Source organism: uncultured Dokdonia sp., assembly GCF_947492535.1.
Taxonomy (GTDB): domain Bacteria; phylum Bacteroidota; class Bacteroidia; order Flavobacteriales; family Flavobacteriaceae; genus Dokdonia.
On the sequence record NZ_CANLNH010000012.1, the window covers coordinates 113744 to 128672 of the forward strand.

The 14929-nt window shown below is 33.3% G+C and carries 11 protein-coding genes; 3 read left to right on the forward strand and 8 right to left on the reverse strand.

All coding sequences use genetic code 11. The features are described from left to right. Positions 1-206: 206 nt before the first annotated feature. Entirely contained in the window at positions 207-2399 is a 2193-nt protein-coding gene (locus Q1A60_RS15725) for a T9SS type A sorting domain-containing protein (RefSeq protein ID WP_299766874.1), read from the forward strand. A gap of 268 nt (positions 2400-2667) precedes the next feature. Here Q1A60_RS15725 and Q1A60_RS15730 read toward each other — a convergent pair whose 3' ends face one another. From Q1A60_RS15730 to Q1A60_RS15740, 3 genes are all read right to left on the reverse strand, one after another. After that, positions 2668-3102, reverse strand: coding sequence for a phage holin family protein (locus Q1A60_RS15730; RefSeq protein ID WP_299766876.1), 435 nt, complete (start codon positions 3100-3102; stop codon positions 2668-2670). Between the two features lie 428 nt (positions 3103-3530). Beyond that, positions 3531-4241 carry an OmpA family protein gene (locus Q1A60_RS15735; protein WP_299766878.1) on the reverse strand — a complete coding sequence of 237 codons (711 nt, stop codon included), beginning with the start codon at positions 4239-4241 and terminating at the stop codon, positions 3531-3533. A 29-nt stretch (positions 4242-4270) separates the two neighbouring features. Beyond that, positions 4271-4756, reverse strand: coding sequence for a lipocalin family protein (locus tag Q1A60_RS15740; RefSeq protein ID WP_299766880.1), 486 nt, complete (start codon positions 4754-4756; stop codon positions 4271-4273). A 410-nt stretch (positions 4757-5166) separates the two neighbouring features. Here Q1A60_RS15740 and Q1A60_RS15745 point away from each other — a divergent pair, with 410 nt between their 5' ends. After that, positions 5167-5328: a hypothetical protein gene (locus tag Q1A60_RS15745; protein WP_299766883.1), complete on the forward strand. Its 162-nt coding sequence runs from the start codon at positions 5167-5169 to the stop codon at positions 5326-5328. 156 nt (positions 5329-5484) lie between these two features. Here Q1A60_RS15745 and Q1A60_RS15750 read toward each other — a convergent pair whose 3' ends face one another. The 5 genes from Q1A60_RS15750 to Q1A60_RS15770 all read right to left on the reverse strand — a co-directional run bounded on the left by Q1A60_RS15750 (position 5485) and on the right by Q1A60_RS15770 (position 13335). Then, positions 5485-5829: a hypothetical protein gene (locus Q1A60_RS15750; protein ID WP_299766886.1), complete on the reverse strand. Its 345-nt coding sequence runs from the start codon at positions 5827-5829 to the stop codon at positions 5485-5487. A 317-nt stretch (positions 5830-6146) separates the two neighbouring features. Further along, a complete protein-coding gene (locus Q1A60_RS15755) occupies positions 6147-6539 on the reverse strand; it encodes a hypothetical protein (RefSeq protein ID WP_299766888.1) in 393 nt (130 codons plus the stop codon). Positions 6540-6823: 284 nt separating this feature from the next. Continuing rightward, positions 6824-7216: a hypothetical protein gene (locus tag Q1A60_RS15760; protein ID WP_299766890.1), complete on the reverse strand. Its 393-nt coding sequence runs from the start codon at positions 7214-7216 to the stop codon at positions 6824-6826. A 12-nt stretch (positions 7217-7228) separates the two neighbouring features. Beyond that, on the reverse strand, positions 7229-9604 hold the full coding sequence (locus Q1A60_RS15765) for a hypothetical protein (RefSeq protein WP_299766892.1): 2376 nt from the start codon (positions 9602-9604) through the stop codon (positions 7229-7231). Positions 9605-9795: 191 nt separating this feature from the next. After that, positions 9796-13335, reverse strand: a complete 3540-nt coding sequence (locus Q1A60_RS15770) for a hypothetical protein (protein WP_299766894.1) — start codon at positions 13333-13335, stop codon at positions 9796-9798. 763 nt (positions 13336-14098) lie between these two features. On the opposite strand from Q1A60_RS15770, the gene Q1A60_RS15775 reads away from it, so the two are divergent. Next, complete coding sequence (locus Q1A60_RS15775) at positions 14099-14908, forward strand: S24 family peptidase (protein WP_299766896.1); 810 nt, start codon at positions 14099-14101, stop codon at positions 14906-14908. Positions 14909-14929 lie beyond the last annotated feature (21 nt).

Here is a 14929-nt window from a genome sequence, read left to right on the forward strand (position 1 = left end):
GCCAAGATTTTCCTCTTGGCGTTTTGTGTTAAAAAGCATTAAAAATGTATATTTTTATCCTCATTTTAAGATACATAGACCAATAAATAGTCTTTTTAACAAGCATTATAAATGATAGATTCCTAAGAATTCCTATTTTTACGATAATCACATAAATGTAGTATTGACTACAGACTCACTATAACCAATCTATAAACTTTGAAATTATGATGCGAACATTACTCTGTGTACTTTTTATTTGTTTAAGTACTATTACTGTACATTCACAGGAATCTATTGCGAGAGAATGGAATGAAGAACTTCTAGAAGCCATCCGTAATGATTTTGCTCGTCCCACGGTACATGCCCGAAATCTTTTTCACACCTCTGTATTAATGTATGATGCTTGGGCAATTTTTGACGAGACGTCTGTTCCTTTGTTTTTAGGAAAATCTTTTGGCGGTTTTCAAGTACCTTTTGAAGAAATTACACTTCCTGACAATGAATCCGATACAGAAGCGGCGCGAGATGAGGTTATAAGCTATGCTGTTTTTAGGTTATTAATGCATCGATTTGCAAGCTCTCCGGGAGAAGAAGAGACATTACCAGCTCTAGAAGCTAAATTTTCTGAATTATCGTATGATGCTTCTTTTACAGATACTGATTATTCAGGCGGATCATTTGCGGCATTAGGAAATTATATGGCAGAGCAGATGATTGCCTTTGGTTTACAAGATGGTTCTAATGAAGATTTTGATTATGGAAACACTTCATACCTTCCTGTAAACGAACCCTTATTACTCGACATGTATGAGGAGACAAATGAAATAGATCCAAATAGATGGCAACCTCTTGCTTTTGAAACATTTATAGATCAATCTGGAAATCAGATTCCTACACAAGTTCCTGATTTTTTAAGTCCAGAATGGGGAATTGTAACGCCTTTTGCGCTAAGTGAAGAGGATTTAGAAATCTTCCCTATAAATGGATTTGACTATTATGTATATAATGACCCTGGAAGTCCTTCTCTTATTCAAGATTCTGATGGAAATGCACTAGAAGATCCTTATAAATGGGGATTTGGTTTAGTCGCTTCTTGGTCGAAACAGTTAGATCCAGCTGATGGAGTCATGATTGATATTTCACCTGCAAGTATTGGAAATATACAAAGTTACCCTACTACGTTTGAAGAGTATCAAGACTTTTATGATTTTGAAAATGGGGGTGATGCAAGTATTGGCCATGCTGTAAATCCAGCAACAGGACAACCGTATGAAACACAAATGGTACCTAGAGCAGATTATGCTAGAGTACTTGCTGAGTTCTGGGCAGATGGGCCTGATTCTGAAACCCCTCCAGGACACTGGTTCACCATTTTGAATTATGTAAATGACAACCCACTTTTAGAAAAGAAAATAGGCGGTGAAGGAGAAATATTAAGTGATCTTGAATGGGATATCAAAACCTATTTCTTATTAGGTGCAGCGATGCATGACAGTGCTGTAAACACATGGGGATTAAAAGGATATTATGATTATGTACGTCCTATTTCTGCTATACGCTATATGGCTGGAAGAGGGCAGAGTGATGATAGCTCTTTAGCAAATTATGACCCACATGGACTTCCACTTATTGATGGCCTTATTGAAGTAATTGAAGAAGGAGACCCACTAGCAGGTGATAACAATGAGTTTGTTGGACAACTCAAAATGAATGTTTGGAGAGGGCCTGATTTTATAGCAGATCCAGATACCGATATTGCTGGTGTTGATTGGATTTATGCCAATAGATGGTGGCCGTACCAACGACCTACTTTTGTAACTCCGCCTTTTGCAGGTTACATTTCTGGTCATTCTACATTTTCCAGCGCTGCTGCTCAAATTCTTACGCTAGTAACGGGTGATCCATTTTTTCCAGGTGGGATGGGGACCTTTGAAATTCCTCAAAATGAGTTTTTAGTTTTTGAAGAAGGACCTTCTGTAAATATGATCTTACAATGGGCTACTTATAAAGATGCATCAGACCAAACGAGTTTATCCAGAATCTGGGGAGGTATTCATCCACCTATAGATGATATTCCTGGGCGTTTTTTAGGAGAACAAATAGGAAATGATGTATATGATAGAGGGCTTGATTATTTTTCTGGTGTTGCATTAAGTACAGAAGATGCTGTGATTACTCCTGTAACGGTATTTCCAAACCCTGTAAACAATTTACTCCAAATCTCTGGAGCATCCCAAAGCGATGTTACGCTTACAGTATATAGCATCAATGGAAAAAAAGTGCTTTCAGAAACAAAACAAATGACCGCAAATAGTACAACACTAGATGTAGAAAAATTAACGACTGGGATCTACTTTTTAGCAATTATAGATAATCTACAAAACACATCACAAACGGTAAAAATTATAAAGCAGTAATTTAAATTTAAAAACACAAAAGGTGACTTCGATACAATTTACCTTCGGCAAATCACTCAGTCACCTTTTGTGTTTTTATTAGCTATTCTTTTTTTCATCACCAAAAAAAAGAATCAAAAAAGTCTAGACTTACAAAACCTTGTCTAAATTTATTGCTCGATTCCTGAATTTCCTAAACTCGCTTTGCTCAAACAGTATGAAATTCTACGGAATATTCACTTCAAATTTCACGACAACTTTTTGATAGGTCATTATTCACAAATTCATTTTACACCTCCTTTTTCTTCTTTTTTGAGGGCTTGTCCCTGAGTTGTTCTATGCTATCTTTAAAAGCGGTATTTCTTAAAAGATTAGTAAACGCTTTAAGAGGGTTTACACCATAAATTTTACTAAAGTTCTCTAGAATAGATTTGATCTCTGCAATAGCAATAAACCCTGCAATAATTTTTAATAATGGGATTTCTTGCAAAATGTGCATTTCCATAAAGTAAGCTGCTAAAATCACTAGGTTATAGATAAAAAACTTTGATATAGTATGCATAATACGGTAACAACATATCGCCACGCCATTTTTAAAAGAAGCATAAGAGCCTGTTATAAAATCTACGATAATCAGGAAGATCATAGTAACGATCATCCCTTGTACAGGTGCTAGTATTGCACATAGCCAAAATAGGATTTTTGTTATTTTTTCTGTTTCCATAGCAATTGTTTTTAAAAGTTTAATTATCATGTTTGGGGGAGTTGTTATACAGAACTACTAGTTAGTAGTACGTTTCACTGTGTTCTCGATTGTTTATTGGTAAGATTAGAAACATCAAGAATTGTTCATTATACCTGTTTTGATTTCTTAGTCGTAAGATTAATCAAAAACATACACATATTACAAATAAATATATTTATTTATGTAATTTGTTATATTTTAATATGTATTATGTTTAATTATGCTTTCGCGAAAGCGTATACAAGAAACCATCAGAATAATGCACAAAAAAACTGTCTGAAAAGTAATTTTATCATCAACCTTAATTTGTTTCAGTTCCTCAAAACCTTTACAAACAAAAATTAAAATTACTTATCAGACAGTTAGTCTCTATGTGTTGGCATCGCCAAAGAGTTTAATAGCTTTTATTACCCTCCATTCGCTGCATTTTGAGCATCGCGTTTCATCTTTTCATTTGGAATTAAAACAATATTTACACGACGGTTATGTGCGCGTCCTTCTGGAGTATCGTTAGATGAAATAGGGCTTGTTTCTCCAAACCAATTTGTTGTAAAACGTCCTGGGCTTATGCTCTGTCCATTAGTAAAATATCCTGTAACTGCTTCTGCACGTTTTTTTGACAATGTCATATTATACTCTGCAGGACCTGTACTATCTGTATGGCCTATCACTAAGACATTAGTGTCTGGAAATTCACGTAGTAAGCCTGCCATTTTATCTAAGGTTACTTTAGAACGCTCTGTAACATTGTGTTTATTGGTATCAAAATTAATTCCGCTGTTTTCGTCAAAAGTAACAATGATATCATCATCTACACGCTCTACTTCTACCCCAGGAATTTCTTCTTCAATACGCTGTGCATTTTTATCCATTTTATTTCCGATAATTACACCCGCAGCGCCTCCTACAACACCTCCTATAACAGCACCAATCTCTCCATTCCCCCCTTTTCCTATATTATTTCCTAGTATGGCACCTAATACAGCACCTCCTGCTGCACCGATTACAGCTCCTTTTTGTTTATTATTAGCATTTTGAACAGCTCCACAATTGATTAGCGAAACACTAATCATTAATGCCAATGCTACGCCTCCTATTTTTTTTGTACTTATTTTCATCTTCAACGATTTTGTTTACTACTATATTTTTATTCTACTTTATTGAAATTTAATGATATGGTTACGGGAGTCCCTTCTACATTAACTGTTTGTTGCCATTGCATAACTCCTACATCTAAGTGCGTAAGTGAAAATCGGTATCCCCTCGTTTGATCCTTATCTGCTTTTCCCAATTTTGATGTAGGCTTGAGTAAAAAGTCATAGAGCCCCGATTCTTTATTTATTTCTTGAATGGTAAAGATAAAATTGCGATCTCCGGTGACACAACTATTATCGTTTATCGTATACAATCCTGAATTGTTATTAGGAATAAATCGCCAAGTACTTCCTTCAAAACATGCCTCACTGGCATCTTGAAGTAATTTGATAGTATATGTACCTGCTTGGTCATGAGTGACGGAATTTAATTCCCAATTTCCTTTCATGACTTTTTTCGATTGAATGACGGTTTTAGAAGTGCCACAAGACACAAAAACCAGCATAAAAACCAAAGAAAATTTAATTAGTGTATTCATTATGTTAGTGTTTTCTATTTATACGATCTATTTTAATGTATGGACTTTATTCATTAATTTTTAAGTTACAAATTCTTTTGACACAAAAGAATCAGCAAATTTAATTCTCAATTAAAATCGACGTACTGTTGCTCTTAATCGACAAGTAACGTCTTTGTTATTAAAATTGAGACATTTTTCTACTATTAGTGTATATGTAGAAATGTTTTTTCGCTTTCGCGAAAAGGTGAAAATTTACGCTCTAAATTATTTTAAATAAAAGGCATTAAAACCCAAGGCAAGCAACTAAGATTTATAGCGGTTGTATACTTATAAGAATCTATATTTTTTATTGAGATAGCTCACATTTAGCATTTGATTAAGATGATATTATATGTATATGTAGTAATTTAATAGAAAAACAAAAAACAATGAAAAACTTAAAAAAACACATGATTCGTAATCCTCATACACTTATGGGAGGAGAGATCACTATCTCAAATGCAACAACAGATTTACCTAGAGATCGAAATAATGTTCAGAATCCTTTTAGAGCGCTTTATGACTATAAGCCGTACGCTACGCCTTTTTGAGTAAGGTTGCTTTTTATACTGTATGACTCTTAGGGATTTACCTAAAATACAAAAAGCCATGAATATACGTCATAGCTTTTTGTATTTTAGATTACTCTTATCGTCACCATGCTAAAGCGTGGCGGAAGCGAAGGAAATATTTTTACAGTATAAAACTTATCTCCTATTGTCTTTTAGAAATTGCTGAAATTCTTTTAAAAAGAAAACAAACTTTTCTGTAGTCCAAATAAACTCTTCTTCCTCTTTTCTATTTGTTAGGTTAAAAAAATACACTTCATCTGTATAAATAGAAATACCTAAATTCCCATCTTCAACTTGATAATCATAATTTTCTTCTCCTTTCAGCGCTTGAATTTCACCTAATATATCTTGAATTTTATTTGAATTCCAAGCATGTGAATTTATTTCAAATAAAGCTTGTTCTTCTCCAGACAAAGAATCAAACTCTATACCATATATCTCTTCTTGACCAAAGACTTTCGTTGTAAACTTATATTCCATTGTAACTATATTTTAATTAATTTTCGGGTATGCACTTGTTAAATTTCCAAGATTATCAAATTCAATTAGAATTCTAAAACCATCATCACTACTTAATTCACCGCTAGCACCCGTCTGTGACGGATGCTTTAATAAATAAGGAAACTTAACTAATAGAACTTCTTATAAATATTATTTAGACAACTAAGCCCTACTTATCTTCCTAAAACACAAAAGCTATGACGTATGATCATAGCTTTTACAAATTATTGTTGTTTTAATGACCTCCTATCTCTATTAGTTACAAACTGGAGGTAGCAGGTAAAAAGGATATAGATCTAATTAGGAAGCCCTGGACCTACTTGTGAAAAATCTCCAGAAAGCATGTCTTGGCAATATTTTTCAAAAAAAGTTCTAAATAAAAATACTGTAGCCTTTATATCATCAGTAAATGTTTCTACTTCTGAAATTTCAATATCCGTTAATCCCTCATTAAAATTATCAAAACCTTTTAATGAAGGAAGATCATAATAAAATTCATTTATCTTTTTGTTTCTCAAAATAATACCTATATCTTCTTCTCTTCTTTCAGTAAAAAATTTTATCAATACCTTTTCATTACTTAACGTAATAAGATATTGATTACTATCAGTATCCCAATCCATTTTATATTCTTCTTTTATACTTTGAAATTGTGACCTAATAAAAGGTATATATTCTGTTATTAACATAATCTTTCGTATTATAATTTATTTTCGTTAATGCGCGTAGATTTTTTTATTTTGCTAGTTCTGGCGGAATCATCATTTTTGTTTTAGGATCACCCCCGCTAGCGCTAGTCTGTGATGAGTGTCTCCAGAATTTAAGAACACAAAAACCTCTTTCCTATTTACTTCAAAATACAAAAAGCTATAACACATGGTCATAGCTTTTGCAAATTATTACTTTCTATGCACTCTTGACGGCACCTGTCATAGACGAGCGCTAGCGAGGCAAGCAAGAGTTGAATATAAATCTAACTAGGTAATCCTGGACCAACTTGTAAAAAATCTCCAGAAAGGACATCTTGACAGAATCTTTCTAGAAAGATAGCACTTACGTAAGTAATTCCTTTAATTTGATCTTTATATCCTTTACTTATGTTTAGTTCTTGTTCTGTTAAATAATTATTATCTGGATTTTTAATTTTAATTAATCCAAAAATCGTATAATATTCATTTGCTTTTAAATTTTTTATCACAATTCTCATTCCTTCTTCCCTACGTTCAGTCATAAAACTAAGTGATACACTATCACTGCTTAAATCGTATATATAATCATTATTCTCACCACCCCAATTCATTCTATATTGTTGTTTAATATTTTGGAACTGATCCTGTATAAATGGAATATATTCTGTTATAGTCATAATATTCTTATTTTATAATTTATTTTCTTTAAACTCCGTGATACTAGGAAGACCTTTTGCTTTTTCAGGAGGAACCATCATTTTTGTTTTAGGGTCAAAACGATACCCATGCTTCCATTCAAATCTATGAATTTCTTTTCCAAAACCAGAAAGTTTTTCTCCTACTATTATTCCATCTCTAAAAATTGGATTTCTTAGAGCTTTAAAATCAGACATTATAACAACATCTACTTTTTTTGCTACTGCAGAGTCTACCCATTTTGCATTTACTTGTTTAAAAAAACCTCCAGTTTCAACAAAAAACTCATAAAGATCATCAGAAACATTTAATAAATTAAACCTCTGTCCATCTAACAAAGGAAATAGATCATCTATTTTATTTATTTCAGGATAATCCAATTGTTTTAATATAAATTGCAAATCCGAAGCAAAACTACCAACAAGATATGAACCTTTCTTTGTTTGTGAGTTAATAATCACTCCTGAAGTAGGAATATGATGAAATCCAACGTTTCTAACTCGTTCTGCTATATTATCTAAAATTTTTAATATCTCTGCATCTTTTGCTCCATGAGTAAAAATCTTAGTTTTAAGGAAATTATCAATTTCTTTAGTTGCTCCAGAGAGTATTACTTCTCCTTGATGCATCAAACCATAAATTGCTTTTCCATCTACTTGACCTTCTAATACTGAAACTCCTAATCTCCATAAACGATCTATATTAGATTGTACTATTTTAGTTTTTAATACTGAGCGAACTTGGTTTATAGGTACTATTTTAAACGCTACATTCCCAAAATTAGAAATTTCAACATTTATGATTGCTTGAAAGAGTAATCTTTGTATACGTTCTCTAATTACAATAGCGCTGGCATCTTTTACTTTGCTAAGCTTTCCTACAATACCAGGACCATTTTTAATAAGACCTTGTCTTACAGCAGATGATACACTAACAATCGCAAAAGAGCCACTTATCGCTTCCCAATTTCTATCAAGCCATGCTCCTTCTTGAGTTCCTTTTAATTCTGGTCTTCTTAGAATTACAGCGATATCAATGGTGCTTATCACAATATCTGCTGCTGCAATAACTGCTGTAAATCCTGTAGCTCCTGCAGATAAGGCTCCTGCAGATACTAGTATACCTACAATATTCACAATAATCAAAGTTGTATTGATTACAGTTTCCCACTCAGCTTCATCAGAAAGATACTTTACTTCTAATGCACAAACTGGCACTTCACCATTCCCATTTGCATCTTTTAAAATTACAAGATCTAACGGGTGAAAAATAGTAGGTCCATCTAATAGAGCATTAATAGGTACTTTTAATGGAATATCAACAGTTTCTCCTTCTGTATTATTAAGTTGTATATCAAATTCAAATTCTCTTGGTCCAAATCGCTCAAGTTTAATATTCTTTTGATCATCTTTTATAAGAATATCACTATTCAATCTATACCCTTTACCTATATTGAAAGTCACATCTCGTCTTGAGGCTTCTTGTATCGTTTCATCATTTTTAACCTCTCGAGTATATAACTGAGCTAACGTGGTTAATAATGTTGTAAACTGTACTTCTGCTGTTCCTTGAAGTGCGTCATATATTCGTATAGCTTCTTCTGGTTTTGTATTAAAATAATCATACAAAACTTTTGGATCTGTAAACCCAAAAAGTAATTTCATAATAGCAGTACCACTATCCTTAAACCAACTTAAAGCACCCTCTAGATCATACGTAAGCAGTGTTTTTAAATCTTTAATAAGAGTTTCATTGCCTCGTTGTTTTAATACAAACAGAGGTGCTTTTTCATACAACCATTTTAAAGTCGCGTCATCAGAAACATTTCTAAAAGCATCATTAAACTCTCTAATAATTAATGCATCTACTTCTTTGTTCCTTCTAGTCTTAACGATCTCTGATAATGAAATATAGTCTTCATAAATAGGAGTTTCTATTCGTATTGCAATTTCATTGCTTGTTTCATATTTAATCTTTTTTATGTAACTAATTATTCTCTTACTTGCATCTAGTTTAAAACTAAATAAAGCACTTCCTTCATTTCTATTTACTTTTCCTTTTTTCTTATTTAGCACGCCCGATAACTGTAAAGTTCTTTCTCCCTTTTCTGGGTCATTTACAATTAAAGGAATGTGAATTTCATAAGATTGAGGTTCTGTTCCATCTAATGCATTGATTGTAAGTGTAGTTGTTTTATTTGAAATATACTCACTATAATCAAACTCAAAACTTCTATACTTCCCAATAGTTTTAGCCAGTTTATCAAAATCAATTACATCATTATAAACCCCTTCCTCAGAAACAGCATTATCTTCAAACACAATAGGAGGATTAAACCCCAATTGGTCTGCAAATTCAAATATGCTCATTGTTTTTATTTTATTTAATTAGACATCGTATCTATATGTGCAGACATAGATACTTATACTCCCTTATCGCAGCCCATATCCATCGTGAATATGGGCTGTATTAACTTTCGCGAACCTGACTTTGCTGGCAGGCAGGAGCGTAACCACTACTAACTCTCGCAAAAGGGATAAGGTTTTTTAAAAACTACTTCTTAAAAAGTGATCTGATCTCCTCCCTCTCTTTCAGGGAAAGGAATTGGATTTAATATTATATCAGATTGTGATACTGGTTCAATCTCTGTAAGTGTTGTAGGTTCTGGTGTATTCTGAGTTCCGGTAAGAATTGCTGTACCGCGCTCTATAGTACTATCTCTTTCTTCATTTTCACAATAGCATGGCAATCCTTCTTCCTGAAGTACCGCAGCGTCTGCTTGAACAATCGTTAATGATGTAGGCACACGAGTTTCCCATTCTTTTTCTACTTCGCCCTCTATAATTTGCATCTCTTCTGAAATAGAAAGATATAGGTCGTTATCTTCAGCAATCACAAGACCTTGTCCTTCCCATAATTCTCCTGTTTCCATATACCAGTTTACGGCTTCTTCAAATCCTGGACGTACGGGTACTACTGCACGTGCCATTCCTGACTGTAAAAAAGCTTGAAAGATAGGATCTGCTGCGTCGTTTTCTTGAAATAAAGATTTCCAGTTTTCTTCTTCTCCATAAAAATATGGGTAGAATAAATAGGCCATAATATCCCAATCAAAGGCTTGCTCAAAGAATTTTACCGTGCTTGCATGTGTATCAAAGGCGTTATTTTTAACTACTTTAGAAATACCTGTTAGACCATCTACATCTTCATAATTCTCCTTGGCTATTGTTTGACCTAGTTGATCTGCCAATAACTCTATAGCAATACGTTTGATTTCTTTTTTCTCAACACTACGATTAAATAATGGATTAAAAGAAACGTTTCCTGGATCTTCTTCTACTGGTGTCACTACAGCTGCTAATGCATCATTATATGCCTGAAGTTGGTTTTCGTACACATCCATAATTGCATTAAATGTTTCTAGTTGCCATTGCTCAAAGATCTCTGAAGTTCTTCGACAATTAGCGACCACTCCTATAGAAGCTCCCCCTACATCTGCTCCATGAAAAGCTACTCCTAATTCTTTTTGAATTGGATTGGAAGAAAAACTATAATTTCTCACAATTTTATCATTAGAAGCATTAGGTAAGCTTGTATAATGGTGGCCAACTGTCATAGCTCCATATGTACTTTCTTTACCATGTGGAACAAAAGTAAATCCTAATGTTGCTTGTGCACTAATTACTTCATATCCATCTGGGATTTCCATTTTAAAATTACTCGCGCCAGGATAGTAATGTTCTGCCAGATATTCAGTTCCTTTTACACTAAATGAGTCTGACACACTCATAAATTGTTGTGGCATAGCATTAACCTCAGCATTATATGCGCCAGCAAATGCTTTATAATTTCCAGCTAAAACCACTGTAGGTGCAATCATTCCAATCTCACTTGGATGTTGTGGCTCTTCTGGTAATACGGTTGTATTTGGATTTACCGTTCCAGATGTTGCTTGTAATGCAATAGCTTCTTTAAAGAATCTTGAAGGTTCTGGAATTGCAAATTCATACATGAGTCGTTTTCCATAATTCACAAGTTTATTGGTATAAATTTTATCTACCCAACGGTACACACCTGTCACGTGTTCAGTCCCTTGTGTATTATCAAACCCGTGTTTGTTATTTTCTTCAAACTCTTTAAGAATACGGGATGTACGTTTACGGGTCACTTTTTCAACAACACGCTCTAAGGCTCTTTCTGTTACTTCTTCTGCATAGGTTTGTGCTTCAGAATTTGAATTTGACGTTGAGCTTGATGAAGAGGTATTGAAAAACGCATTGGCATTAAATCTAGTTCCTCCAAACATACCGCTTACTCCTGCATTTGCTCCAGCATCTTGTGCACTATCTTCATTTACAATAGAAGAGGCTTCACTTTGAATTTCAAAACGTTCTGTTGTAGAGGTATCTCTTAAGTTTTCTACTTCACGCTCGGTGGTTTCTTCTGTTGTTGTTTCTACACTCGTTAAATTTCGTGTAGAACGTTCTTTATATTCTCTTGCTAGAATGTTTTCTATGTGAGATACTTCACCTGGCACATAACAACAAACTTCTTGTTCTACGCGTCTAAAATCGGCAATACCAAGATTTGTTACACCATATACTTTTCTATCTGAAACAGGTACAGTTCCAGTATTTGTCGTCTCATGAAAATCACCTAGGTTTAAACTTGTACTAAACACTTGTTGATTAAAAGTTAAGGATCGACCATCGCTTAATACGATTTCTCCTTCAAGCATAAATGATGTGGTATTTGGAGGAAAAGCAACTAAACTTGGGAAAAATTTAAGTAATTTTCCCGAAGGTGTATCTGAAACTGTAAACTCAGTTCCTGAAAGTGTCGTAATATTATTGATCAGGACTTCATACTCCACATATATAATCTGAACTCCATCTAGCTGACGATAAATATGCATATTGATATCTCGCTCACCTGATGAGTTTGTTTGATGTAATGGCGGCATACTATAATCTGCATCAGGCACATTTATTTTATTTGATACTGTGACTACAGACCCTCCTATTTTTACTTGTTTCGCTTTTTTAGGAGTTTGCATTATTACAAATTCATTTTCTCTAGCAATTGTATCTACTAATACTTCTTTTACTTTCGCAATTGTCCCATGTTCTAATAAACCATCAGATTTTAATACATCAAAAGAAGTACCTGATATTTTACTTGAAATAACAGATTCTTCTGTCTCAGGTTTTCTATCAAATTCAAATTCTGGAATTACTAAATCTGGATATGTTGTTTTAGTTTCTGTTCTTCCAGTTACGGTGTTCACTTCTTCTTTAACTACTGCTGTTGCATTTTTAATAAGCGTATCAACTCCCTTATTGTATGTACTTAAAGCCGCATCATACGCTTCTTGATTCTCTTTCTTGATAACAAGTTCTGCGGCATCAAGTTCTTTTATTACTTTTTCGTAAGAAGCAATGCGCTCTTTTGCCAATACAGTTTTTACTTCATTTTCTGTAGCTTCTTGAACACGTTTTGAAACTCGTTTCTTTTTACTTGTTTCTTTAACATCTACATTATACATGCTTTTAGAAATCACAACACTAGCGTGTGCTCTGCGCGTAAATTCTTTTTCTTGATCTTCTGTAAAGACAATATCTCCTACAAGATCTTTAGAAAATTCTAAAAAAGCTTTTACAAACTTATTAGCAATAAGCATTTGAATGGTTGCCTCTCTCACATACGTTGATGTACGCTCAATGGTTTGGTATACCAAATTATCCCAAATTTTTATCTCTTTTTCATCCGTTAAAGGAGCTACCCCAGCAATAGCTGTTTTAATCTCAACATACGTAAGTTGATTTTTATTACGCATTAACCAAGATGAAAAGCGGTATAAGTTTTCATTTTGATCACGCACTTCTTTTTTTGTTGATAAGGGTGGCGCTTCAGCCACAGATAAATCCATTACCACTTTTTGTGTTGCTTGATCTTTACCATCAAGAGCAGTCATAAACTGACTGTATAAAGTATCTGGGAAAAATACAAAGCCTTGATCTTTCTTTTCTTCAGCAATTAATTGTGGATTTCTAAGTGTTACAAATCTGAATAGATTTGATTTTGAAGGTTTCTTCTTCATGTTTTAAAATTTAATTTGTGTTACATTTAGGGCATACATATCCCTGTGAGGTCTATACCTCATTTTTAAAAAGTGGTGCGTACATTGTAATCACGATTCTTAAGCCTAAGAATCGTGTAAAGGTCAAGTAGCTTTCAAAAAGAAAAGCGATTTAGAAATGACTAGTAAATTCTAATATATCAGCATAATAGATTTACAAAATGTATGATTTTACATTTATAAGTGAGCATAGGATTCCCTTACCGACTTATACAAAATGTCAGTTAAAGATGTCAAAAACTATTACATCATTTTAGTAAATTACTAGTATTTGAACACTTCAGAAACTAAGTTGAAAATATATTTCTGAAATGAAAACAATCCTTAATTTAGGGTTAGATTGTTCAGTTATGCATTCATAATATGCCTCGCATATTATCCCCTAATACAGATTAAAAAAATACAATTGGTTTTTTCAAAACTTTAAAATTAAAAAATTCATATTCATCCTTGTAAAAAGGACACGTACTACTCTTTTCTTAAAGTGGTGCTTGAAAAGATGGTATAAAAATTCCCAAAAATGTTAGAATACGTCTACGTATTTAGGAAAGGCAGTATTCTAGAATACTCGTAAAAAAGTTAAATTTCTGCACAAATGTTTAATTATTTAGCTTTTTTTTGTAAGTTAGCGCTTAACCACAGTACAAATATAAAACATTTTGCAATTTAAAACAAACAATTGTGTTATTTTTTTCACAAAAAGCAAAATAAAATTACACCCCTTATGGAGACTATAAATGATAAGATAAAAAACATTATCAGGCATTTTGGATTCAATAATTTTTCGTTTTCAAAACAGATAGGTGTCACCGGCACAACCATAGACAGCATTATAAACGGTAGGCCTCAGAAAGACGGGACTCGGAAGAAAACTAAACCTGGATATGATGTCTTATTATCTATCATAGAAACCTTTAAAATTAACCCTGATTATCTCTTTGGGCAAAGTGATATCATGCTAAAAGAAAACACGTCACAAATTCAAACATATTCAGGAATACCACAAGTGGTTGCTGTTAATAAAACAGGAGAAGAAAATGTGATTTATGTGCCTATCAAAGCAAGAGCAGGATACTTGGATGGTTATGGAGATACTGATTATATAGAAACCTTACCTACGTTTCACATGCCTCATCTTACGAATGGCACCTATCGTTGCTTTGAAGTACATGGCAATTCTATGGTGCGTACTTTTTTTGACGGAGACCTTGTCTTTGGAAAATACGTAGAAGACCTTAGCGACATTAAAGACGGTCGCGTATATGTGATTGTAAGTAAAAATGATGGTATCGTCTTAAAACGTACTATAAACAGAATAGCAGAGCGTGGGAAACTTATTCTAAAAAGTGATAATACCGATGGTAATTACCCAACCTATACAATGAATGCCGAAGATATCATGGAAGTATGGTACGTTACTATGTATGCATCAAAACAGATGCCAGAACCCGTAGATATTTACCATCGTTTGCATGAATTAGAAAGCAAAGTAGTTGATCTTGAAGAAAATTTACAACAGCGACTCCTTAATTAATCGTATGTGTAATTACTATTA

Excerpts from the sequence above, each read along its gene's own strand:
- Q1A60_RS15740 (WP_299766880.1), bottom strand. The coding sequence starts at position 4,756 with ATGAATACACTAATTAAATTTTCTTTGGTTTTTATGCTGGTTTTTGTG.
- Q1A60_RS15770 (WP_299766894.1), bottom strand. The coding sequence starts at position 13,335 with ATGAAGAAGAAACCTTCAAAATCAAATCTATTCAGATTTGTAACACTT.
- Q1A60_RS15755 (WP_299766888.1), bottom strand. The coding sequence starts at position 6,539 with ATGTTAATAACAGAATATATACCTTTTATTAGGTCACAATTTCAAAGT.
- Q1A60_RS15745 (WP_299766883.1), top strand. The coding sequence starts at position 5,167 with ATGAAAAACTTAAAAAAACACATGATTCGTAATCCTCATACACTTATG.
- Q1A60_RS15725 (WP_299766874.1), top strand. The coding sequence starts at position 207 with ATGATGCGAACATTACTCTGTGTACTTTTTATTTGTTTAAGTACTATT.
- Q1A60_RS15735 (WP_299766878.1), bottom strand. The coding sequence starts at position 4,241 with ATGAAAATAAGTACAAAAAAAATAGGAGGCGTAGCATTGGCATTAATG.
- Q1A60_RS15730 (WP_299766876.1), bottom strand. The coding sequence starts at position 3,102 with ATGGAAACAGAAAAAATAACAAAAATCCTATTTTGGCTATGTGCAATA.
- Q1A60_RS15765 (WP_299766892.1), bottom strand. The coding sequence starts at position 9,604 with ATGAGCATATTTGAATTTGCAGACCAATTGGGGTTTAATCCTCCTATT.
- Q1A60_RS15775 (WP_299766896.1), top strand. The coding sequence starts at position 14,099 with ATGGAGACTATAAATGATAAGATAAAAAACATTATCAGGCATTTTGGA.
- Q1A60_RS15750 (WP_299766886.1), bottom strand. The coding sequence starts at position 5,829 with ATGGAATATAAGTTTACAACGAAAGTCTTTGGTCAAGAAGAGATATAT.
- Q1A60_RS15760 (WP_299766890.1), bottom strand. The coding sequence starts at position 7,216 with ATGACTATAACAGAATATATTCCATTTATACAGGATCAGTTCCAAAAT.